The sequence below is a fragment of the Mangrovibacterium lignilyticum genome, from assembly GCF_010882175.1.
GTDB classification, from domain to species: Bacteria; Bacteroidota; Bacteroidia; order Bacteroidales; family Prolixibacteraceae; genus Mangrovibacterium; species Mangrovibacterium lignilyticum.
In genome coordinates, this window is record NZ_WKLH01000002.1 from 948,863 (window position 1) to 972,015 (window position 23,153).

The 23,153-nt window shown below is 42.5% G+C and carries 21 protein-coding genes; 4 read left to right on the forward strand and 17 right to left on the reverse strand.

Going from position 1 to position 23,153, the window contains the following annotated elements; all coding sequences use genetic code 11:
- Nucleotides 1–4: 4 nt before the first annotated feature.
- From GJV22_RS11020 to GJV22_RS11050, 6 genes are all read right to left on the reverse strand, one after another.
- Nucleotides 5–3,337 (reverse strand): TonB-dependent receptor, encoded by a 3,333-nt coding sequence (locus tag GJV22_RS11020; protein WP_205461839.1) that lies wholly within the window; start codon nt 3,335–3,337, stop codon nt 5–7.
- 176 nt (nt 3,338–3,513) lie between these two features.
- Nucleotides 3,514–4,566: a FecR family protein gene (locus GJV22_RS11030; RefSeq protein WP_163713003.1), complete on the reverse strand. Its 1,053-nt coding sequence runs from the start codon at nt 4,564–4,566 to the stop codon at nt 3,514–3,516.
- A 134-nt stretch (nt 4,567–4,700) separates the two neighbouring features.
- Nucleotides 4,701–5,303 (reverse strand): RNA polymerase sigma factor, encoded by a 603-nt coding sequence (locus tag GJV22_RS11035; RefSeq protein ID WP_163713004.1) that lies wholly within the window; start codon nt 5,301–5,303, stop codon nt 4,701–4,703.
- A 71-nt stretch (nt 5,304–5,374) separates the two neighbouring features.
- A complete protein-coding gene (locus tag GJV22_RS11040) occupies nt 5,375–6,646 on the reverse strand; it encodes a replication-associated recombination protein A (RefSeq protein ID WP_163713007.1) in 1,272 nt (423 codons plus the stop codon).
- Entirely contained in the window at nt 6,646–6,870 is a 225-nt protein-coding gene (locus tag GJV22_RS11045) for a hypothetical protein (RefSeq protein WP_163713010.1), read from the reverse strand. Before GJV22_RS11045 ends, GJV22_RS11040 begins: the two co-directional genes overlap by 1 nt.
- 113 nt (nt 6,871–6,983) lie before the next feature.
- Complete coding sequence (locus tag GJV22_RS11050) at nt 6,984–8,918, reverse strand: tetratricopeptide repeat protein (RefSeq protein ID WP_163713013.1); 1,935 nt, start codon at nt 8,916–8,918, stop codon at nt 6,984–6,986.
- Nucleotides 8,919–9,019: 101 nt separating this feature from the next.
- On the opposite strand from GJV22_RS11050, the gene GJV22_RS11055 reads away from it, so the two are divergent.
- On the forward strand, nt 9,020–9,586 hold the full coding sequence (locus GJV22_RS11055) for a DNA-3-methyladenine glycosylase I (RefSeq protein WP_163713016.1): 567 nt from the start codon (nt 9,020–9,022) through the stop codon (nt 9,584–9,586).
- A gap of 145 nt (nt 9,587–9,731) precedes the next feature.
- Here the strand turns inward: GJV22_RS11055 and rsgA are convergent, their stop codons facing one another.
- On the reverse strand, nt 9,732–10,796 hold the full coding sequence (gene rsgA, locus GJV22_RS11060; RefSeq protein ID WP_163713019.1) for a ribosome small subunit-dependent GTPase A: 1,065 nt from the start codon (nt 10,794–10,796) through the stop codon (nt 9,732–9,734).
- Nucleotides 10,797–11,213: 417 nt separating this feature from the next.
- Between rsgA and GJV22_RS11065 the strand changes: the two genes are divergently transcribed.
- A complete protein-coding gene (locus GJV22_RS11065) occupies nt 11,214–12,086 on the forward strand; it encodes a helix-turn-helix domain-containing protein (RefSeq protein ID WP_163713023.1) in 873 nt (290 codons plus the stop codon).
- Between the two features lie 159 nt (nt 12,087–12,245).
- Nucleotides 12,246–12,800, forward strand: a complete 555-nt coding sequence (locus GJV22_RS11070; RefSeq protein ID WP_163713027.1) for an OsmC family protein — start codon at nt 12,246–12,248, stop codon at nt 12,798–12,800.
- 142 nt (nt 12,801–12,942) lie between these two features.
- Here GJV22_RS11070 and GJV22_RS11075 read toward each other — a convergent pair whose 3' ends face one another.
- The 8 genes from GJV22_RS11075 to GJV22_RS11110 form a co-directional block, all read right to left on the reverse strand.
- On the reverse strand, nt 12,943–14,616 hold the full coding sequence (locus GJV22_RS11075) for an RluA family pseudouridine synthase (RefSeq protein ID WP_163713030.1): 1,674 nt from the start codon (nt 14,614–14,616) through the stop codon (nt 12,943–12,945).
- A 690-nt stretch (nt 14,617–15,306) separates the two neighbouring features.
- Complete coding sequence (locus tag GJV22_RS11080; protein WP_163713033.1) at nt 15,307–16,350, reverse strand: alpha/beta hydrolase; 1,044 nt, start codon at nt 16,348–16,350, stop codon at nt 15,307–15,309.
- Nucleotides 16,351–16,411: 61 nt separating this feature from the next.
- Nucleotides 16,412–16,813: a cupin domain-containing protein gene (locus GJV22_RS11085; protein WP_163713036.1), complete on the reverse strand. Its 402-nt coding sequence runs from the start codon at nt 16,811–16,813 to the stop codon at nt 16,412–16,414.
- 27 nt (nt 16,814–16,840) lie between these two features.
- Complete coding sequence (locus GJV22_RS11090) at nt 16,841–17,599, reverse strand: carboxymuconolactone decarboxylase family protein (protein ID WP_163713039.1); 759 nt, start codon at nt 17,597–17,599, stop codon at nt 16,841–16,843.
- A 284-nt stretch (nt 17,600–17,883) separates the two neighbouring features.
- A complete protein-coding gene (locus GJV22_RS11095) occupies nt 17,884–18,114 on the reverse strand; it encodes a tautomerase family protein (protein WP_163713041.1) in 231 nt (76 codons plus the stop codon).
- 76 nt (nt 18,115–18,190) lie between these two features.
- Nucleotides 18,191–19,387, reverse strand: a complete 1,197-nt coding sequence (locus GJV22_RS11100; RefSeq protein WP_163713045.1) for an NAD(P)-dependent alcohol dehydrogenase — start codon at nt 19,385–19,387, stop codon at nt 18,191–18,193.
- 34 nt (nt 19,388–19,421) lie between these two features.
- Nucleotides 19,422–19,982: a DapH/DapD/GlmU-related protein gene (locus GJV22_RS11105; RefSeq protein WP_163713047.1), complete on the reverse strand. Its 561-nt coding sequence runs from the start codon at nt 19,980–19,982 to the stop codon at nt 19,422–19,424.
- Between the two features lie 5 nt (nt 19,983–19,987).
- Nucleotides 19,988–20,479: a cupin domain-containing protein gene (locus GJV22_RS11110; protein ID WP_163713050.1), complete on the reverse strand. Its 492-nt coding sequence runs from the start codon at nt 20,477–20,479 to the stop codon at nt 19,988–19,990.
- Nucleotides 20,480–20,669: 190 nt separating this feature from the next.
- Between GJV22_RS11110 and GJV22_RS11115 the strand changes: the two genes are divergently transcribed.
- A complete protein-coding gene (locus GJV22_RS11115; protein ID WP_163713054.1) occupies nt 20,670–21,566 on the forward strand; it encodes a helix-turn-helix domain-containing protein in 897 nt (298 codons plus the stop codon).
- Between the two features lie 97 nt (nt 21,567–21,663).
- On the opposite strand, the gene GJV22_RS11120 is transcribed toward GJV22_RS11115, so the two are convergent.
- Nucleotides 21,664–21,912, reverse strand: coding sequence for a hypothetical protein (locus GJV22_RS11120; RefSeq protein ID WP_163713057.1), 249 nt, complete (start codon nt 21,910–21,912; stop codon nt 21,664–21,666).
- 19 nt (nt 21,913–21,931) lie between these two features.
- Nucleotides 21,932–23,101 (reverse strand): MFS transporter, encoded by a 1,170-nt coding sequence (locus tag GJV22_RS11125; protein WP_163713060.1) that lies wholly within the window; start codon nt 23,099–23,101, stop codon nt 21,932–21,934.
- Between the last annotated feature and the right edge of the window lie 52 nt (nt 23,102–23,153).

Sequence of the window (23,153 nt, forward strand, 5' to 3'; positions counted from 1 at the left end):
GTAGTTAAAAGTTTAAACTAATACCTGCCATATATGTGCGTGACATAAATGCAGCTCCCCAAGTATTTCTACCTGCACTCTCAGGATCCCATCCGTCATAAGAAGTAAAGATGAACGGATTCTGCACTGTGGTATAAATTCTTAAACCATCAACATGCATTCTGTTTAAGATGCTGGAAGGCAATTTGTACCCTACAGTAATGTATCCAACCTTTGTGTAAGAGATATCCTTGTATTTGACAGCATTTTGATATGAACCACCATTACCTGGCTGATACCAGCTGTTTATTTGATTTGTTGGAGTCCAGTAATTCACATCATAGGCGTTAAACATTCTTGATGGGTCGCCATCCCATGGGAACGATGCCGAACTATGGAAATTACTCAACATCTTATTTCCATAACTCATAATCAAAGAGAATGAGAAATCGAAATTCTTATATTCCATATTGCTTGAAATACCTCCGGTCCACTTGGGAGTAACCTGACCAATTACTTTCCGGTCTCCGTCAGGAGTAATTGCACCATCATTGTTTAAATCTTTAACTCTTACCTGACCGGGAGTTTGTCCGTATTTGGCAGCCTCGGTCACTTCATCGAGTTGCCAGATACCATCAAATTCGTAGTCATAAACAGAACCAATTGATTCTCCAACTTTGTGGATCAAATTTGTACCGGATACGTTGAAAATGATTTCATCCAAATCACCATATAGTTTATCAATCTTGTTTTTATTGGTTGCAAAATTGAAATTTGTTGTCCATTTGAAATCAGCTCGATCAATATTCACGGTATTTAAACCAATCTCGATCCCTTTATTGGTCGATTCCCCTACGTTATCATATGTTCCACTATAACCGGTTACAGTTGGCAGCGGTGTATAAAAGATAATGCCGGTGGTTTTTCTGTTGTAAACATCAATTGAACCGAACACCCGGTTATTTAAGAATCCATAGTCAATTCCCAGGTTGATCTCAGTCGTTTTCTCCCAAGTCAGATCTTTGTTCGCCAATCCGGTAACATAAGCAGTTGATACAGAAGCGTCACCTAAATTAGTTGCACTACTTCCCAACAATGACTGAGATGCCAGCGGGCCTAATCCTCCTCCTTGTCCATTATTACCAGTTTGTCCGTAACTTAATCTCAACTTGGCATTGGACAAAACATCCTGACTCTTCATGAAATTTTCCTCCATCATTTTCCATGCAAAAGCTACAGATGGAAAGAAAGCCCATTTATTTTCTTTTGAGAGTATTGACGAACCGTCGTAACGACCTGTAGCAGTTAACAGATACCGATCCATCAGGCTATAGCTTAAACGGCCAGTGTACGATTCCAACGTTTGTTTTGAATAATCACTTGAAACGTCATTAATACTTAAGCCGGCTCCTAAATTGTGGAAAAGATAATCGTCAGTAGTGAAGTTTCTCACTTGGGTATAATATCCTTCAGATTGCTCTGAGAATCTTGACACTACCGCTGTAACATCCAAACTATGAACATCTTTTGTAAACTTGTAGTTAAAAATGTTATCCCATGAGTAAGAGAAATAATTAAAGTTATTCACCTGGGCTCTTCTGTTAGAAACATTCCCACTTACCGCTTTCGAATACAGTCCACGGTATTCGCCGTAACGTGTATACTTAATATTTGGAGAGAATTTAGAGGTAAACGTCAAACCTTTTGCAGGGGTTAACTTAATTGCAATATCTCCAAGCCACTGCAAATATTTTGTTTGCTTAGTGATGTTATCAGCTTCAAATAACGGGTTCGTAATTTGAGTTTCTTTTGCCAAAGCATAGTAACGTAATGAACCGTCATCATTGTAAGGGCGACCAATTGGCTTTAACCGATAGGCACTACGAAATGCTTCCCAACTTCCGGTATTTTGAATGCCAATAGTTGTATAGTTACTGATACTAAAGTTGAACCAATCAGCCAGGTCTGAAGACAAACTACCTCTGATATTGTATCGTTTAAAGTCCTCCCCTTCAATTGTTCCGTTATCTTTAGTATAACCTAAACCCGCAGAGTAAAGTGTTTTTTCTGTTCCTCCATTCAAATTAACGGTATGGTTTGTCTGAAAGCCATTAACCAGAATCAGGTCAACCCAGTCGGTATTCACGCCGTTTGCAATATTTTCCAACTCTTCAGCATCAAACACGTCTGACATAACAACATCATCGATTGAGTAATCCAGGTTTCCTGCTGCATACTGGTTTCCAACAACAGCATCCTTAACAATCTGAACATAGCCATTCGCATCCATCATTGGTGGTAAATGGTAAGCCTGTTTTGTTCCTACGTAGCCGTTGTATGTTACTTTCAATGACCCTTCTTTACCCTTTTTCGTTTCTATTAAGATAACACCACTACTACCTCTCGAACCGTAAATAGCTGTCGCAGAAGCATCTTTCAACACATCCATACGTTCAATATCCGCAGGGTTTAGGAATGAAATATCATCAACGAAAATACCATCAACAATGAAAAGTGGGTTTTGTCCCGGGCTGTATCCCCCTTGGTCTGCCGTTTGGTTTGAGTTGATTGTACTCGCACCACGAATACGAATATTAAAGCCTCCCGAACCAGGTTTGTTATCAGTGCGCTGAATAAAAACCCCTGCTGTCTGTCCCTCAAGAGCTGAAATTGCATCAACTTTATTTGCTTTCTCCAATTTCGCATGATCAACAGAAGAAACAGATCCGGTCAAGTCAGCCTTTTTAACAGAACCGTAACCAATTGCTACAACTTCGTCGAGCCCAATTGTACTCGATTTCAACGTAACGTCCAATGTACCTTGTCCGGTATAAGCTACTTCAGTCGGTTCCATTCCTACAAACGAAATAACCAACATTGGATTTTCGCCGCTAACACTAATCGTGAATTTACCATCGAAATCCGTAACTGTTCCCTTCGTTGTTCCTTTCAAAACCACAGTGGCTCCGGGAACAGGGTTACCATCTTCATCTAAAACAGTACCTTTTACTTCTGTGGGTTGTTGAAAGAAATAATTCTTTGCCTCCCCGTTTTCAGTATCAGGGCTCAAAATAATCTGACGATCTTTAATGTCATACTTCACATTAACCCCGCGAAAAACTTCGTCCAATACTTCTGTGATATTACTTTCATTCAGGTTCACATCAACTCGTCTATCAACATCGATGAACTTATTACTGTACAAGAAAAAGTAATCACTGCTTTTTTCAATATGCATCAACACATCTTTCACTGTAGAGTTGCGCATATTGACCGAAATTCGGGTCGTCTGAGAATAAGAATCAATTGCCAACACCTGTCCTGCGAGGAGTAGCAAGCATACAATAGTTAGTTTCATACGTCTCATAAATTTAGCGACCATGGGATAATATAACCCAGGGCCAAACCTTTTACGAATTTTTTCCATAGTTTTGTAATGGTTTGAATTAAACAATTTAAATTCTCAAGTTGTATTTTTTTCAACCTTAAGGGAGGATGTGCCAGCATCTTCCCTTGTTGATTTTTCAACACCTTTTATCTCATTTCATAATCTTGTTTTGAAATTTCATATTTGGTTTTTATCACTGATCCATTTGACTTAATTTCTTCCTGTTTTAATTTTAACCCGGAAGCTTGTGTGATATACTGCAGCACTTGTTCAACCGTTTCTTGCTGAACAGTCATTGTAAACGTGTAATCTTTTAGCTTTTTGTCCGGGTCAGCGATCTTGATATCAGCATTGTACCAACGATTCAATCGGGTCACTATTTCTTCGAGCGGATCATTTCTGAAAATCAATTTCCCGTCTTTCCACGAAGTGAACTTCTCTGCATCAATATTCCTCTTTTCCAGTTGACCGCTTTTTTTGTGTAATACAATTTGTTCCGATGGTTTCAGGCGGATCTCACCAGACGCGCCTTTGGGTGTAAAACTCACCTTTCCTTCTTCCAATACAACCGAATAATTATCGTCTGTGTCATAATTAGAGACGTTGAATCGGGTTCCGGTTACGGTTACCGTTCCTTCAGCTGTTTTAACATGGAATGGATGTGCTTCATCCGATGTTACATGAAAATATGCTTCTCCAACCAGGATTACTTCCCGATTTCTTTCTGAAAAATCAGTTGGATATTTTAAAGTAGTCCCGGCATTCTGCCAGACTTCAGTTCCATCGGGTAAGGTCGTTTTCATCTTCGATCCCATCGGTGTTTCCAGCGTAAGATACCGTTCGCCCAAGATGCTTGAATTGGAAACAACTTGCCACACCGAGAAAATCAACAACGGAATAAATAAGATAGCTGCAGCTTTGTAAGCATATAAATACAACTGCCTAACAAAAGGCCTTTTAGTTGCTCGTTCTATGTTTATTTGGTGATGAATAGAGTCTAGCATCTGTCCCAATTCGTTTTCAGCAATTTCATTCCTAAAAGATGGCGTGTTATTCCAATAATCGGAAAGGAGCGGTTGCAATTTCTTCCGATATTCATCTGACTTAAAAATCTCCGCCACCGTTTCTAGTTCGGTCACTGAACACTGATCATTCAGATATTTTTCGATGAGTAAGCCTATGTTCTCTGATTTATCCATTTAAATACCGTATTAAGAACTTCAGCAAAACATTACTGTTTTTTATCGAAGTTCAAAGGTATTACGGAGAACTAAGACTTAGCCCCCAATGGAAAATGAAAAAAAAACACTTTTTATTGAAAAAAGGATGACAACTAAAAGAAAAGAGCTGAAAATAAAAGCGTTCCGAAATTTCCGTTACTTAATTTTTTTCGTACAGTTTTAAGGGCCAGGTTAATGTGGTTTTCAACCGTCTTGGGTGATATACCCAGTTTCTCCGCAATTTGCGCGTGAGTTAATCCCTCTTCCCGACTCATCCGGAATATTTTTCTACGTTGTTCCGGGAATTCATCAGTAATCTTCTGTAACTCCTCGGTTAAGGCATTAAAATCGGCCAGGCTTTCAACATCTCCCGCGTCTTCCGAAAAGTGAAGCTTCAGGTAATTGAAATACTTCTCATTTTTAAGCCGAAACCGAATCAGGTCAATCGAGATATTGTAAGAGATTTTAAACAGGTAGGCTTTCAGCGATTGATCGCTCTTTAACTTTTCCCTTGTATTCCACAACTTCAGAAAGGTCTCCTGCACAATTTCTTTGGAGTCTTCATGATTTTTCAGAATGGAAAATGCAAAACCATACAACCGTTGGCTATATTGCTTATACACTATATCGAAAGATTGCAGATCACCTTGCTGCAACCGTTTGATCCAAACACTGGATTGATCTCGTGTCGTTTCGCTTCCCATTCCCAATTTCATTGGGCATAAATCTATAAAAATATTCTTAAAACGATAGCTTCTGTCACCAATGTGTGCATTAAACACAAGCATCAATAACGTTTCTTCCACCAATTCTTGAGCCGTTCCAGAATCTTTAGTTCCGACGCATTGTTTTGCGGCACGTAGAAATGCTCTTTCTTAATTTGCTCAGGCAGAAAGTCTTGCTCAGCAAAATTGCCGTCGTAAGCATGCGAATATTTGTATTCCTTACCGTAACCCAATTCTTTCATCAGCTTAGTGGGTGCATTGCGGATAGGCAGGGGAACGGGAAGATCGCCGGTTCGCTGAACCATTTGCATGGCTTTATTGATTGCTTCGTAAGCCGAATTGCTTTTGGGTGAAGTCGCCAGGTAAATTACACATTCCGAAAGAATGATCCGGGCTTCGGGCATCCCGATTTTATGAACGGCATCAAAGGTATTCTGAGCCAGCAGCAAAGCATTGGGATTTGCCAAGCCAACATCTTCGGCCGATAAAATCAACAAGCGCCGGGCAATGAATTTCACATCTTCACCCCCTTCAAGCATTCGTGCCAACCAATAGACAGCCGCATCGGGATCGCTACCCCGAATACTTTTAATAAAGGCCGAAATGATGTCGTAATGCATTTCGCCCTTCTTGTCGTAAGTGGCTAAGTTGTTTTGAAGGCGTTTGGTCACCTTCTCGTTGGTAATTTCAACTTGGTTGTTTTCTTCAGCGTTGATGACCAGCTCCAATACATTTAACAGCTTACGCGCATCACCACCTGAAAACCGAAGCAGCGCTTCATATTCTTTCAAATCAACTTGTTTCTGCTTGAGCTCAACGTCTTTGACAAAGGCATTATCCAGCAAACGCAACAAATCGGCTTTCTCCAAATGTTTCAGGATATAAACCTGGCAACGCGACAGCAACGGAGAGATTACCTCAAAAGACGGATTTTCAGTTGTGGCACCAATCAGAGTTACCAAGCCCTGTTCGACTGCTCCCAGCAGCGAATCTTGCTGTGCTTTGCTAAAACGATGAATTTCGTCGATAAACAGAATTGGATTCTTGCGATTGAAAAATTGCTGCTTTTGTGCTTTTTCAATCACCTCCCGAACATCTTTCACCCCCGAACTAATAGCGCTTAAAATATGGAAAGGCCTGTCAAGAGTGTTGGCAATAATTTTAGCCAGGGTTGTTTTTCCCACCCCTGGAGGTCCCCACAAAATCAGCGATGAGATATTTCCCGACTCAATCATTTTGCGCAAAACGGCTCCCTGTCCGACAAGGTGTTCCTGACCGATATAATCGTCTAATGTTTTCGGACGCAAGCGTTCTGCCAGTGGTTGTTGACTCATTATCCCAGGTGTCTGCGTTGTACTTCGTTATAATGTTTATAAAAGCCGCGGGCAACAAGCAAAAAGGGAACAACGACAACCAGAATAAACAGGAAATGCAATTTATAAATGATGATAATTGCCATACATGCGAAAACGGACATCACGGCAAAGAAAGCTCTTGTTCTGTGTTTGGCCATCTTTTCGAGCAGTTCATGGTTATTCAACGTTTTTGGATCTTTCATGTGTTTTTTAGTTTGTATCTCAGTGGTCCGATGAACCCCGCCAAAGCAATCGTTCTAAAAGGATTATGCTTGTCCTTTGCGGTTCATTTTTCGAAAGAGAGAAATTATATGCGTTAATTACAATAGCGTTTTATAATGTTATAAGCTTCCTCGATACCCAACTCGCCGGCTTTACTCAAATCGATTGCACCACCGTTAACATCATCGAGATAGATGCGCGTCAACCCGCGGTTGAAATAGGCTTCAGCAAAATCGGGCTGCAACTCAATGGCTTTATCCAGGTTCCCCATCGCCTCGTCGTATTTTCCCAATTTACACAAAATATACGCTTTGTTGTAGTAAACGAACGGGAAGGACGATTTTAGCTTGATACAGTTTTCGTAATCGTTCAGAATATCTTTATAATCATTCAGGAACTCCTTTTTAACCGTCTGGTTGTTCGCGTCGTCATTCATCGCAATAGTCATATCCTGCGATAAATCCGGCACAGACTCCAGCAATTCAACCATCTTCACCTTACAATTTGCCCGGCTGAAATAAGCCATCAGACTTTTATTATCCTCCTTCAAACTTTGGTTGAAATCATCCATCGCTTCATTATACCGATTGGTGAGGAACTCGAAAATCCCCCGACTCAGGTAGTTTTCCGACGATGGGTTGGCTTTTATCTTTTCGTTGAAGTAAAGAATGTTATTCCGGAAACTATCGGTAAAATCACTGGTTTCGTGATTTGTAATGGTCATTTGTGGCGTGTAGTTGTTGTATTTATTCAACTCTTCCAAAGCCATATTGTAATATTGAAGTCGTTCGTAGTTCACCGCGTTTTCGCTGAACGAAGCAATGCGGAAAATACTTTGAAGCTCAATGATCACATTTTTATTCTGAATACGTCCGTCATCAACCTCCTCGTCGTAATTCGGGATGTTACGCGTATCGGCCAGTGAAAGTCTGAAACGACGACGTTCGCGTTCGGCTTCTTCATCCTTCGGCTTATTATCCGCTTGCTGACCTTGCGCATTGGCCTGTGCTTGCTGTTGGTTGTTGTTTTGTGCCTGTCCCTGTGTTTGTGTTTGGCCCTGACCTTGATTCTGACTTTGGCCCTGTTGCTGCTGCTGTTTTTGTTGTTGCAGCTGAGCGTAGTATTCTTCTTCGGTCGGACGACGTTTGATATCCAGTTTCGGATCCAGTTTCGCCGCTATGCGGTAATCTTCTTCATAGCCCGGCAAGCCAAGTGCTTCTTTGGCAATCCCCCGGTTGAAATAAGCGTTCGGCATGGTCGGGTCCAACTGCAAGGCCAGGTCGTAATCCATAATGGCTCCCTGGTAATCCTCCAAACGTTGCTTCACAATCCCCCGGTTGTTATACGCATAAGCATTTTGAGCGTCCAGCTTAATGGTCTGGTCAAAATCGCGCAAAGCCGCTGCAAAGTCATCCATTTCGAAACGAGCCAAACCCCGCAACAAATAAGCGCTGGCATAATGAGGCCGGATAACGATCGCCCGGTTTAAGTCGCGGATGGCTTCCTTTAAATCGCCTTTCACAATATTGGCGTTGCTTCGGTTAATGTAACCATTTACAAAGTTGGGATTCTCCTCCAGTGCTTTGTCGTAATCGGCAATGGCTCCGTCAACGTCTTTCATCGAAATTTTCGCAATCCCCCGGTTATTATATATTCCGGCATTGCGTGGCGAAAGCTCCAAGGCACTGTTATAATCGGCGATGGCATCGGCATACTCATGTAGCGACAAGTGAGCCAATCCCCGGTTGATGTAGGCATCGGGGTAATACGGTTTTATTTTCAGGGCTTCATTATAATCAGCAATCGCTCCCCGGAAGTCATCCAGCTGATGCTTCGCCAATCCCCTTAAAAAATAGGGCTCTGGCAATTGCGGCTTAAACTTGATCACAATGTTGAAGTTTTCAATCGCTCCCACATAATTTCCAATCGAAATACGGGTTTGCCCAACCCGGATATAGTGGTTGATGTTCAACTGTGCCGAAGCGACAGTGCTCAGAAGAATGAAAACAACGAATATTTTAAATTTCATAGGGTGGACAATTTACGAAGAGCAAAAATAATATTTTAGCCCGGTATCAGCTGTTTTAAGTATTTTTATCTTGATTTCGAATTTTTAACAATTAGCAGAACATGGAAAATCGATGTGAGTGGTGTTTGAAGGATGACTTGTACCGTGCGTATCACGATCAGGAATGGGGAGTACCGGTTTATGACGATCGGGTGTTGTTTGAATTTTTGATTTTGGAAGGAGTACAGGCCGGACTGAGTTGGCATACGGTTTTGAAGAAACGGGAGAACTACCGGAAGGCCTACGACGATTTCGATCCGGAGAAAGTGGCACGCTACGATGAAAGAAAGTTCGACGAACTAATGCAAAACGCAGGGCTTGTGCGCAATCGTTTGAAAATAGCAGCCAGTATTACCAATGCACAACGGTTTTTGGAGGTTCAAAAAGAATTCGGTTCCTTTTCCAAATACATCTGGGAATTTGTCGGGCATAAACCTGTTGTGAACCATTACACCAGTTTTAAGGAAGTTCCTGCCACAACAGCGATCTCGGATCAAATCAGCAAAAACATGAAAAAGCGAGGCTTCAAGTTCGTGGGGAGCACCATTATTTATGCCCACATGCAAGCGACCGGAATGGTGAATGATCATTTGGTGAGTTGCTTCCGGCATAAAGAAAGTATGAAATAAAGAGTAAGGGTTGAACACCCTCAGGTAACCGTTTTCTCCTCACCCTCGCTTGGGAACGGGGGTGTTTTTGGTTGCTGTTTGCTACCGCCCCGGGGAACTGTCGTGGAAGTCGAATTGCAGCCATAACTTATGCACAATGTCACTCTTAGTACTTTTTGTAATTATCTTTCTTATAGCTCTTCACCATTTTCCCGAAATCCTTGTCTTTCTTTCGTTTCTCAGCAATAGTCGATTCAAAATGTTCTTTTTCCCGTTCCATTTTTAAGTAATTTTCGTAGGACGACTTATCGATTTCACCTCTTTCTACCGCTGCGATAACGGCACAACCTGTCTCTGTTGTATGAGTGCAATCTTTAAATTTACAGCCCTTTGATTGTTCGACGATTGTTGCAAATGTCATTTCTAATCCGCCTGTAGCATCTGCAATTCCGACTTCTCTCATTCCCGGATTATCAATTAAAATCCCGCCATTTTCAAGAACCTGCAATTCCCGATGACTCGTAACATGCCTGCCTCTGTTTGAGCTTTCACTTATTGCATTTGTCCTCATCCAATGCTTGCCCAAAAGATTGTTTAGCAAAGTGGATTTCCCCACACCCGATGAGCCTAACAAACAATACGTTTTGCCCTTTTCGATCATCTCTTGCAGTTGCTCAATCCCTTTTTGAGATTCATTACTTATGGCAAATAGTGGCACCTTCATTATCCTTTCCTGAACACTGCCGATCAAGCTTGTTAATTCGGCCTCATTTACCAAATCGATTTTATTCAGAATGATAATTGGTTTTACTTTCGAAGTATTACAAATGGTCAGGTATCTTTCGATCCGGTTGATGTTAAAATCCCTGTCAACAGCTTGAACAATGAATGCAAAATCAATATTTGTCGCTATAATTTGCTTCTCGCCCTGTTTTCCGACTGCATGACGTTCGATAATTGTTTTCCGTGGAAAGACAGCATGAATTAGCACTTTATTTTCATCATATTCGGAAATGGCGACCCAATCGCCAACAGCTGCAAAATCAGACCTGCTTTGTGCGGTATAGCGTAAATTCCCAAGGATCTCAGCATCATATTCTTTTTCAGCGTTTTTTACAAGGTATCTTTCTTTATGCTCCGATATAACCCGTGCCACTCCAAATGAATCAAGATTCTGATTCTTTCGATAGTTTTCCAACTCCAAATTATATCCTAAATCTTCAAGTGTCATTTCATTTCTCCTGTATTAAACTCAAGGGGCTTGTTTATTATCGTTCTTTGGTTCGAAGTGCTCTCTCCTCGCCATATTGGGTTTAAAAAACACCTGCAAGCCACCATTGTCTATGATGTGTTCAAATTGTTTTTTGTTTTCTTCAATTTACGAAATTTCCCCAAAATATATTCAGAAGAACGATCGCTTATGAATCTGCGAAACAAAGTCATGAAACAATCCGGTGGGCACGTTGGAAGTAAAGAAGAGTGCCAGGTGGCCTTGTTAGGCTATCCGGCGTTTTGCGTTCCACCCAAATGAACAAATCGTCCTTCTTTTTTATTTAATAATACGATCTTGTATGCTCACGGAATTTCAAAATAGTTTGGAACCGACATTTTAAATAATGCCCGCGATAAAAAATTAGTGTTTCCATAAATGATTGACCTGTATTCCTATATCAAAAACAATAAATACTACAAAAAGCTGGTAATAGACGACTTGCTGTTTGTTGAGTACAGGTGTGTGGTTGAAGAAACCAAAGCAGGCATTTGGTCGGATACAAATTATTTTGTCTTTGTGACCAGCGGCAAAAAAATGTGGAAAAGCATTTATAATGAATATGTCGTACAAACGGGAGACTCATTATTTGTAAAAAAAGGCGCCAACCTGGTTCACCAGTATTTCGATGAAGATTATTGTGCCTTGATGGTCTTTATCCCGGACGAATTCATCAAAAACTTTATGACCCGATTTTCAGATGCGATTCATCGGGTCGCCGGAGAAAACGCTGAAATAGATTCCGTAATCCGGATCCAGCTTGATGAATATTTGGAGTCCTATATCAATTCCCTCGCAATTTTTCTGGGAGGCGATTTTGTTCCTGACAAGAATTTGCTGGTCCATAAATTCGAAGAACTGCTATTGAATATTTTCACCCGTCCTTTGCATAAAAATGTAGCCAAATACCTGAATTCGCTCAACATGGATCAGAGTACACAACTGAGACAGGTAATGGAAGAGAATTTTGCCTATAACCTGAAGCTGGAAGAATTTGCAAAACTGTGCAATACAAGTTTAAGCTCGTTTAAACGACTGTTTAAAGCAACTTTTAATTCATCGCCGGGTAAATGGCTAACGCAAAAAAGACTCGATTTTGCGTCACACCTTCTTTTAACTTCAGATAAACCGGTCGGCCAAATTGCATTTGAAAGCGGATTCGAAGAACCCTCAAGTTTTATTCGTGTTTTCAAGCAAAAATTTAACTGTACTCCTCTTCGGTACCGTTCAGTTAAAGCCCAGTCATTCTGAATATCCGTGTTTCTCTAAATCGAAATCCGACACAAATTTCAAGAAAAAGATCATTTGGCCTTTTTTGCATATTTTATGAGCTAAGGTGTCTATCCCCATGGCGTTGGTCGCCTGTATCTTTGCATTGTTACTTGATTTTTAACCTAAAAAATAATTAAAATGGAAACAACAGTAAAGATGATCAACGGCTTCAGTGCAGAAGGAATCATGAACACAGTAACTGCCATTCAGGGCAATCCTGAAATCGCGAAATTCGAACTACGTGCAAAAAACAACTGGATCTCAGGCGGACACAATCGCAGCTATATCCAGGGATTTTATGGCGCTTGCCAGGAAGACACATCACGCGAAACGCCTTTTGTTTACGACAACGATGAACCTCCTGTATTATTGGGTGAAAACAAAGGCGCCAATCCAGGCGAAGTACTGCTGCATGGTTTGCTGGCCTGTATGACAACGGCAATGGTTTTGCTGGCCGCCGGAAAGGGAATTGAAGTATCCGGTGTTTCTTCCAGTATCGAGGGAGATATCGATCTTCAGGGATTTCTTGGAATGGATCCCGGTGTTCAGAAAGAATTCAGCCAGATTCGTGTTAAATTCAACATCGAAGGTGCGAGCGACGAAGAAAAGGAACAATTGCTAAACTTCGCCAAACAGTCTCCGGTATTCAATACCCTGATCAATCCGGTTGACGTGCAGGTTTCGGTTCAGTAAACGGAAGGGAGATTAAACGGTCAATTTGCTTTTTTTTTGAAAGTCCGGAAATTGAAAAGCACCTCAAATGTTGTATCCACATTTGGGGTGTTTTTTAGGCCTCTGAACGCATCAAATGTAACAGGCTGCTTAGTTTCTAAAATCAAAAAGGAGCAGGAATCGTAAATTCCATTTTCGCGCCCGATTGGGGGTGAATGATCCCGATGTATTCAGCATGAAGATATAAACGATCGGCAGCTATGCCGTAAAGTTCGTCGCCCATAATTGGAGTGTTTAAGCCGTTAGGATGGGCAGCATGTACCCGAAGTTGGTGAGTACGCCCAGTAACCGGGTAAAAATGAATGCGTGTTTTCCCGTTCTCCCGACTGATTACTTCCCATTTTGTACGAGCCGATTTGCCATGCTCGTAACAAACCAGTTGTCGGGGACGGTTATCCAGATCAACGCGAATGGGTAAATCAATCACTCCCCGATCTTCTTGTACCAAACCATCCAGGATAGCCACATAACGTTTACGGGTGGTTCGTTTGATGAACTGACTTTGCAGTGCTTTGTGTGTTAGCTGATCTTTGGCAACCAGGAGTATTCCTGATGTTGACATATCGAGCCGATGAACCAGCAAAGGACCTTCAGCTTCGGGCCTCATCTGTTTTATCCGCTGCAATACCGAGTCGGTGATTTCTTTCCCGGGAACAGAAAGAAACTGCTCCGGCTTATTGACTACCATCAACCAATCGTCCTCAAAGATCATCTCCAACTCGCGGGGCTGGTAGATTTCCCCGTGCAACGGATCCGTTTCCATATCGAGGTGTTTGAGCATGTGTTGCATGATGGGCGCACATTTGCTGCGGCAGGGCGGATAAAATTGTTTGTGTTTCCGGATCTCCGACTTTGGCGATGCTCCCCACCAAAACTCAGCCATCGCTATAGGTTTTAACTTTTGCTGAAAAGCAAACTGCAACAGCTTTGGACCGGCACAATCTCCGGCACCTGCCGGCGGAGTGTCTTCTCCCAGTTCCCGAAAGATTTCCGGAACCGTTTTCACCTCCGCCTTGTCATTCAGCAGCCGGAACTGATCAAAGATTTCAAACTGCAGTTGTGCCGACTTCACTTTTCGTTGTTCCTTCAAAGCCTCCAACGGCTCCAGTAAGCTTGTCCATATTTTCTGCGCCAGCTCAACCTCCCTTTTTTGTTCTGCCATTGCTTTCTTATAAGCCATCTTCTCTAACTGGCTCGCACGGTTCAACTCTTCGAAACAATCTTCAAGGGCTTCTCCTTCCAGGCTTTCCGCTGCTTCGTGGCGCTGCCTTTTCCGTTCTTTTTTACCGGCTTTCATTCGGGCTTTCCAATCGGTTTGCAATTGTTCCAATGCTTCTGTTGCAAGGTTTAACTGATTTTTAGCCGTTTGCAAACCGTTGCTGTTCTCTAATTGCTCGATCGCTGCATTGATCTCGTTCAGCTTAATCTCGCCTTGTTTGAAAAAGCCTTTAGGATTCAGCAAATCAAAAACAGGAGGAACAAAACCCGGGTAATTATTACTGCCCGCAATAGCACCCGAAAAGCCTGCCAGGTAGCCAAGGGTGCCTTCTTGTTGTTGCACCACTAAAACACCAAACATCTTCCCGACTCCGCCTTGTTCGCCCTCCAGGCCAAAGCGTTTATTCCATTCGGGGTTTCGACAAATCTTTTCCTGCAATTCATCTGCTGCGATGCGACACAACGGATGCGGTTCGTAGGTGTACAAATAGGGAAATTGTTCCGGAACAACCAAATGGCTGACAGCTGACTTGAAGGCTATAAAAGGCTCTTGATGCACGAGTTTAAATTGTTTATCGACCGCAAATGTAAGAATTTACGAAGGATAACTTTTTCCAAATCTTCCGACAATTCTGTATCGGGTCATAAGACACGCGATGACCTACCGGAACAGATCCTTTTGTAATCCCACTAAATACCACGCGAAAGCTTGCCTGTCGCAAACGGGGATTCGCGCAGTAGCAGGGCAAATATATGCCAACTTTGACGGCTGCTTTGTATAACGATACACCACCAAAAATGAGAAGCATTATTATGCATTCATTATAACATCATTTGGGATCAGTTCAATTGACAAATTTGTCTTCGGAACTCACCTTAACTACAATTCAATTTAATCGCAGTCCAAACAATTCAATAAAACAGCAAAAAAGGGAAGTTCCCGCCTCCCTTTTTTTATTGGTTTTGTTGGTTGAAACCGTAAAAACACATCAACTGCTGTCTGTTCTCCCGAAAATAAATGAATCGTACCCGGTTTAAAGCACGTAACTGTTTACTTCGTCGCTCCAGTTGCGTTGGGAGTTACTCCCCACCGCCAGGACGCGAAAAGCATATTGGTTTCTATCTGCATGGTTGATCCTTTTCTCCGTCCAACCGGACAAATACAGCCAAGTCAGATCCGAATTTTCTTACACGCAAAAAACGCCCCGTAAGTACAGAGCGTTTTTCTCATTAGGCTTATTCAGCTCTATTATTTCAAATTCTCTTCAAAGAATGACTCCAACTTATCGAATGGGATCACATCTACTTTGTCATACAAATCAGTGTGAACAGCTCCCGGGATATTCATCAATTCTTTGGGCTCGTTCGCCGCTTCATAGGCATCTTCGCTAAAATAGCGGGAGTGGGCATTTTCGCCGGCAATAATCAGTATTGGCCGAGGTGAAATTTCATTGATGTATGTCAGTAACGGCATGTTCATGAATGACAAAGGATTGGTTGCTGTCCATGAACCATTTGAGTTGATTGAGCGAGGATGAAAACCTCTTTCGGTTTTGTAATAGTTAACGTAACCTTGCACAAATTCCGGCTCGTTACCTGTTAATTGATCCGCTTCCGGCAAGCCAGCTTGTCCGTAGGCCGGTTTTCCGTTTTCAGCATCTTTCCAGCGTTGTTGTCCCAACTGTTCCAGCATTTCTGAACGTTGTTCTGCTGTCATGCTATCGAAATAACCACGTGCTGTAACGCGCGACATGTCGTACATACTGGCAACAGCAACCGCTTTCACACGCTTATCAACTGCAGCTGCATTTAATCCCATACCGCCAAAACCACAGATCCCCATGATGCCTACTTTTTCACGATCTACAATTTCCTGTGTTCCGAGGAAATCGATAGCAGCGCTGAAATCTTCCGTATTGATATCCGGTGAAGCAACATTGCGAGGTTCTCCACCGCTCTCCCCGGTATATGAAGAGTCGAATGCCACCACGGCAAAACCGCGTTGTGCAAACTGGTTGGCATACAATCCCGATGATTGTTCTTTTACTGCTCCGTAAGGACCACTAATGGCCAGCGCCGGCAATTTTTCGTTGCTGTGGTTTTTGGGAAGATACAAATCACCAGTCAGGGTAATTCCGTAACGATTTGTAAAATGTACTTTTTCGCGAGTAACGTCATCGCTTAATTCAAATGTGTATTGATCTGCTGTTCTTTTCATGTTCTTTGTTTCTTTTGCTTGTGTTGATGCCAGCATTCCGACAGACATCAGCACAACTAATGCGATTTTTCTCATTAAAAATTGTTTTCTATTTTCTGGTTCTTATCCAATTGTTTCAACTACTGCGGAAATTGATTTATTCCCCCAGCTTATTATATTCTTCATCGGTAACAGGGCCTAACCATTCGTTAGTTGAACCTTCAACAGGTACCGAAAGTGCAACGTGCGCAAACCAGCTGTCTTTTGCAGCTCCGTGCCAGTGATTTACTCCGGCGGGAATATTGACCACATCTCCTGGTTTTAAAGCTTGTGCTGGTTTACCTTCTTCCTGGTACCATCCTGTACCGGCAGTACACAACAATATTTGTCCGCCACCATGATGAATGTGCCAGTTGTTGCGACATCCCGGCTCGAAGGTTACGTTAAATGCCGGAACACCTTCAAGTGTTAACACGGCTAAATAACTTTGGCCAATAAAGTATTGGGCATAAGCGTCATTTTTCTGACCTAACGGAAATGGTTGTTTAAACTCACTCATTATTTTATCTCCTCTATTTTTAGTTTATTATTTATTTTCCGGTATCACCTCATTAATACAGCTTAGCGCATTCAGCGTACGTGGGAAACCCATGTAAGGCAAACATTGCGTGACTGCTTCAATTAAGGTGTTCTTGTCATTTCCCACCTTCAGGTTTCCAAACACATGCGATTTAACCTGGCTTTCGCAACCGCCCAAGGCACTTAAAATACATAGGGTTAAAAGCTCACGAACTTTCAGGTCCAGGCATCCGCGGGTATAAATATCACCGAAGCAAAATGCCGAGAGGTAATTCTGAATATGTTTCTGGTTTTCCGGCGCGGTTTGATGCATTTGATCAATCACTTCACCAAAGATGCTTTTCTGCATGTTTAGCCCCTCGTCGAAACGGGATTCTTCGGTTACCGTTTTTTGGCTTTCCACCGAAAGCGAAATACCCAGCATTTTAAAAACTTCGTTGGCCTGTTGAATGGCATTCAATGTTTTTGGAAATCCGAGGTAAGGGACACACTGGTAGATCGCCTCTTTAATTTCGACGGGCGAAGCTCCTACATTAAGGGCTGCAAAAACATGCGCCTTCAGTTGTTCTAATGTTTGATTGGTAGTTAGAACAACCAACGTGATCAACTCCCTTAGTTTATCAGACAAGTTACCCTGGTAGAAAACTTCACCGAAAATAAAGCGGTTAAGCATCTCTTGCATATCCGGGTCAGTTTCGCCAAGCGGACCAGTGTGTTTCCCAAACAATTCTTCGCATTTCTTATCACCTAATTCTACCCTATTCATAACAATTTCTGTTTTAATTCTTTGTTGTTGACATCTACTGAACAGTTTGCATAACCAGTAATCGGCGTTGCCAATCGGGCGGTAAAAATCAACAATACAAAGTTCGGTATTAGGCAATTAAGGAGAATACCAGAATAACGGATTTACTTACCACTTTTACCGAAGCATGTATTTGGAGGGGATAGAAATTCGGGCAACTTTACCTTACTGTCTTTTTCGATGCTTGATACTGAAAATCGCCCGCAGGTTCGCTCACTATTTGAAGTAACCGGGTTGCTTGTTTCTTACTCCATCTTATAACCCGGCGCCTTGTAAAGAATCTCCTTCCGGCCCATAATATCAGTGGGATAAACTTTATTTTTCCATTCTCCGAAGGTAAAATCCTCAATAGTCACAGAGTAAGATTCGTCACCATATCCGATCACGCGTTGAGCTGCTTTCACAACTTCTTCAGCTAGTTTCTGCTTTTGCTCTTCGGTTTTCCCTTCGAGCAACTTTATTTGAAAATGTGGCATATTTTATACGTTAAGAACAGCCTTCCGGACTTGCGGAAGGCTGTTTCGGGATTTCAATTCCTTTTGATTTTAACGACTAGAAAGTAGCTGTATCAATCACGTAACGGTAACGTGCTTTTTTATTGACGACATTCTCCCAGGCTTCGTTAATTTGATCTCCACTGATCATCTGAATTTCCGGTTTCACACCATTATCCGCACAGTAGTGAACAACTTCCTGAGTCTCTGGAATACCACCGATCAACGAAACATTCAGGTTCACCCGGCTGAACATTAAGCTGAAGGTATTAATCGTTAACTGCCCACCAACAGGAACCCCCACTTGCGTATAGTGCCCGTCAGGTTTTACGCAGCTTGCATACGATGAAATGTCGTACGCATAAGGAATTGTTGAAATCATATAATCCAGTTTGCCTCTCATTGGCTGTAGTTTCTTGGGACTATCGACCACAATCACTTCTTTGGCTCCAAACGACTTAATGTCATCCACTTTGTCAGCTGAAGTCGTAAAGGCATACACTTCGGCCCCTTTTGATACGGCCAATTTTACGGCCATGTGTCCCAAACCACCAATTCCGGCAACACCAACTTTGTCTCCAATTTTGAAGTCAGCTTTCATCAGGGGCGAATAGGTTGTGATCCCCGCACAAAGCAATGGCGCAGCTTCCTGCATACTGATATGCTCCGGAATATGCACGGCAAAATGATCGCGAACAACAATGTTCTTTGAATAGCCTCCCTGGGTGATTCCCGTTGGTGATGTTTTATCCGGGTAACCATAGGTGAACAACGTCTGTCCATTCTCGCAGTAGTGTTCATCACCGTGATTACAATTATCGCAGGCCATACAGCTGTCGACCATACAACCAACTCCGGCACGGTCGCCCACTTTAAACTTGGTCACGTTTTTTCCAACGGCTGCTACAATACCAACAATTTCGTGCCCCGGAACTTGGGGGTATTGTTGCGGTCCCCAGTGACCTTTCATTTGGTGAATATCAGAGTGACAAATACTCGCGTACTTGACATCAATTAGAACGTCATTGTCGCCAACCGCACGACGTTCAAACTCCCAGGGTTGAAGCTTTCCGGATGTATCGAAGGCTGCATAACCTTTCGATTTGATATTTTGTTCCATATTTGATGAATTTGAATTATTTGCAAACAAAGTAGCCGGGTTGCTCAATAAAACTGAGGCACCGGCACCAGCCAAAGCCGTTTTCTGAATAAATTCTCTTCGCGAGCTTTTTCTGTTGAACTGATTTTCACTCATACGATCTGGGTTTAGGATTTATGTTTGAGAATATTTAGTCAATACGCTTGATAACCTTTGCCGGGACACCTGCAACAACTGTATTATCCGGAACATCCCGGTTAACCACTGCTCCCGCTGCCACTATCGAATTTTCGCCAACTGTTACACCTGGTAAAATGGTTGCAGCTGCCCCAATCCAGGCATTTCGTTTAATCACGACTGGTTTTACCGACAAAGCTTTACGTTCTGCCGGGTTTACCGGATGTTCTTCTGTCAGGATATTCACTTTCGGGCCAATCAACACATCGTCTTCAATGGTTATTGTTCCCATATCGAGCATCGAGCAGAGATGATTGATGTAGACATTTTTACCAATTCGCGTGAACTGGCCGATGTTCACATACACCGGTATCTGGATCGTCGAACTGGAGTCGAGTGGCTGACCCGTAATCTCGCCCCACTGTTTGCGAACTTCCTCAACATCGGGAGTTGCATTTAACCCGACCAGCAATTGCGTTGTACGTGTCGCAAATTCGCTGATATCGAGGTACTGCGGATCAGTGTATGGGACTGCTTCGCCAGCTTGTAATCGTTCAAAAATGGTTGTGCTCATTTCATTCAATCGTTTACGGTTAAATATTCCTCATCCGTAACCGGCTGCTTCCATTCCACAATGCCTTTTTCAGTATTTGGAACAATGTAGATGTGGCTCATTGCTGAATCTTTCGAAGCTCCGTGCCAATGCAGCACATTGGGTGGACACTTTACCACGTCGCCTTTATGAATGACCTCGATTGGTTCGCCGATTAATTGGTGATAACCAACACCCGAAGTTACAATCAGGATTTGGCCGCTTGGGTGCAAATGCCAGTTGCTGCGAGCGCCTGCTTCAAAATAGACTTCCCCGGCTGCTGTAGTAAAAACCGAATCATTGGAAACCAAACCAGTGACATAAGCATTTCCGGTAAAAAACTGAGCAGGTGCTAATTGCCCTTGCTGAAATACTTGCGACACCTGTTTTACGGGATCTTTCTGCGAACTACAGCCTGCCAGTGAAAAAAGCGCAACGACTGTACACGCAACAAGTAGATTATTCAATAATTTTCTCATATGTATTGTTCTCTTGTGATTAATCTTCATCGTTTATTTACGAAAAGCAGGATACAAAGGTCCGCCAAAACTTCCCCAGCGAATTACCCAAATTACGGAAAGACTTACCCCAATTACTGAACATGCATTACAGCCATAACGTATTTGAATTAAGTTCCTTACTTTTATTGCAGTTAACAAGAACAAGGCTATGAGCGAGATTTTAAAAATCAATTCAGTCGGAGAATACAACAATTTTGTGGGGCAGGAAACCTTGCATCCGCTAGTCAGTGTTATTGACTTTGCGAAGATGGATCCCTTCTGCTTTTTCAAAGCACAAATGAATGTTTACGCGATCTTTCTAAAGGATATCAAATGCGGCAATATCACATACGGGATTAACAATTACGACTATGAAGACGGAACCTTGATTTTTATTGCTCCTGGACAAGTATACGGAGTGGAAAGCAATAACGAGAAGCGACAGGCACAAGGAACTGCTTTAATTTTCCATCCGGATTTGATTCACGGAACTTCACTGGGAAAACACATTAAGGATTATACCTTCTTCTCCTACGAAGTAAACGAAGCGCTTCACCTTTCCGCCCGCGAACGAGCAATGGTAAATCAATGTATAGAAAACATTCAATATGAACTGGAACATGCCATTGACACGCATAGCAAGACGTTAATTGTATCTTACCTTGAACTGTTCCTCAACTATTGCAAACGGTTTTACGAGCGTCAGTTTATTACCCGTGGCCACGTCAACAAAGACCTGCTGATACGTTTTGAAAAAGTTATGGATGATTATTTCGCTGCCGAAATGGCGCTCGAGCACGGTGCCCCTAGTGTTCGCTATTGCGCCGACAAGCTTTTTCTCTCGGCTAATTACCTGGGAGACCTATTAAAAAAGGAAACAGGCAAATCGGCACAGGAACATATCCAGCAAAAAATGATTGACTTTGCTAAAGAACGATTATTCGACGCCAATAAATCAATCAGTGAAATCGCTTACGAGCTGGGCTTTAAACATCCCCAGCACTTCACCCGGATGTTTAAAAAACAGGTCGGCATGTCGCCGGCAGAGTACCGGTCGGTGAATTAAAGCAGCAAGGGAATTTATTTAGAGGTTGATATAAAATTAGGGAAAAACATCTACGAAAAAGTCCCCCAAAAATAAACTCTGAGGACAAATGAAAATTCTATTCAACTTCAGTAGAGTTTACCTTATTAGTAGTTACCAGCAATTTTCTGTTTCTTTTCCCCTGTGATAAAAATGAGTAAACGCCCATAAAGCCACCCATAAAACCACTGATGGCGCCGGTTATGCCGTGTGCAAACGCATGGTCAACGACGGTTTCGGGAACAGGAACAATTAGATAATTCATCAGGAAGCTCATGATAAATCCCATTACTGCGCCAATAATTCCGGCAATTAGTATCTGTTTCATTTTATTCGTTTTTGTTTGATTAATTGATTGCAATCCGCAGTGTCTGTCTGCGGATTACGAAATACAGGACAGTTAAAGAAGCCAGGGCAATTCCCAGCACATAAAAGCTCGTATTCATGCCGACCAGTTTCTGAACCGGCTGAATAATCATCGGTGAGAAAAACATGCCTAAAAAAGTTGCTGTCGTTAACATGCCGATGTATTTACCGCGAACATGAACGGGAACCAGGGAAATGACCCACAAGTTACCATTGGGAATTAAAAGGCCCACTCCCAGTCCGCAAGTCATCACTCCCAAAATAACCTGCCAGTAAAGCACGCTGAAACCAATAATACAAAAGCCGATTGCCATGGGAATAAAACCCAAGATGTAGATGCTAATAAAATCGAGCTTCATTTTTACGCGTTTGTAAAAGAATGAAGCAATGGCTTGTGCAAACGGAAGACTACCAAGTGCCAGCCCAACTTTGTTCCCATTCACCCCTTCCAGCCGTTGCAGAAAGAAAGGCAATTGCACCGGAATGACATAAAAACTCACTGTTGTGATAAACGCGCTGATAAAAGCCAGCCAAACAATCGGAGGAACCGCATCAGAATCTTCAGCGCTGGACACAGATCGCTCCATGTTCGATTTTGGCTCGTGCAAGGCAAGTGGTACCATAACCATTACAATGGCAGAAAATGCATAGATCAAGAAAGCATATCTCCAGTTTATATCGGTCAATACTCCTGCCGTTGTTATAAACAACAATCCACCTAAAGCAACAAATGCTCCCTGCAGTCCCATGAAATGTTCCCGTTTGGCCCCGGTAAAATAATCGCCCACCAAGGTTGTGGATACCGTCATGATACCGGCAACCCCCAGACCGAAAATAAAGCGGCCAACCAGGATTCCCCAAAGATCGCTCAACCAAAAGCCGGAGGTTCCAGCCAAAAGATAGATCAAAAGAGACGCGTTTAACACTTTAATCCGGCCCACTTTGTCGAGTAAGCGGCCTGCCAGCGGAGCAACAATGGCAATCGTCAATGCCGGCAGTGTCAACATCATCTTTGTCAAGATCTCCACATTTCCGATACTTTTGAACGTCTCGCTAATGAGTGGTAAAGATGGCGCGATGATCGCATTTGCTAAAATCGTTAACATGCTCGCTAATAGCAATGTTATCTCCAACAGCTTCGTATTCTTCATCGTATAACTTCGTTTTAACGAGTTTTGTATTCCATCAAAGTACAATCCCAGG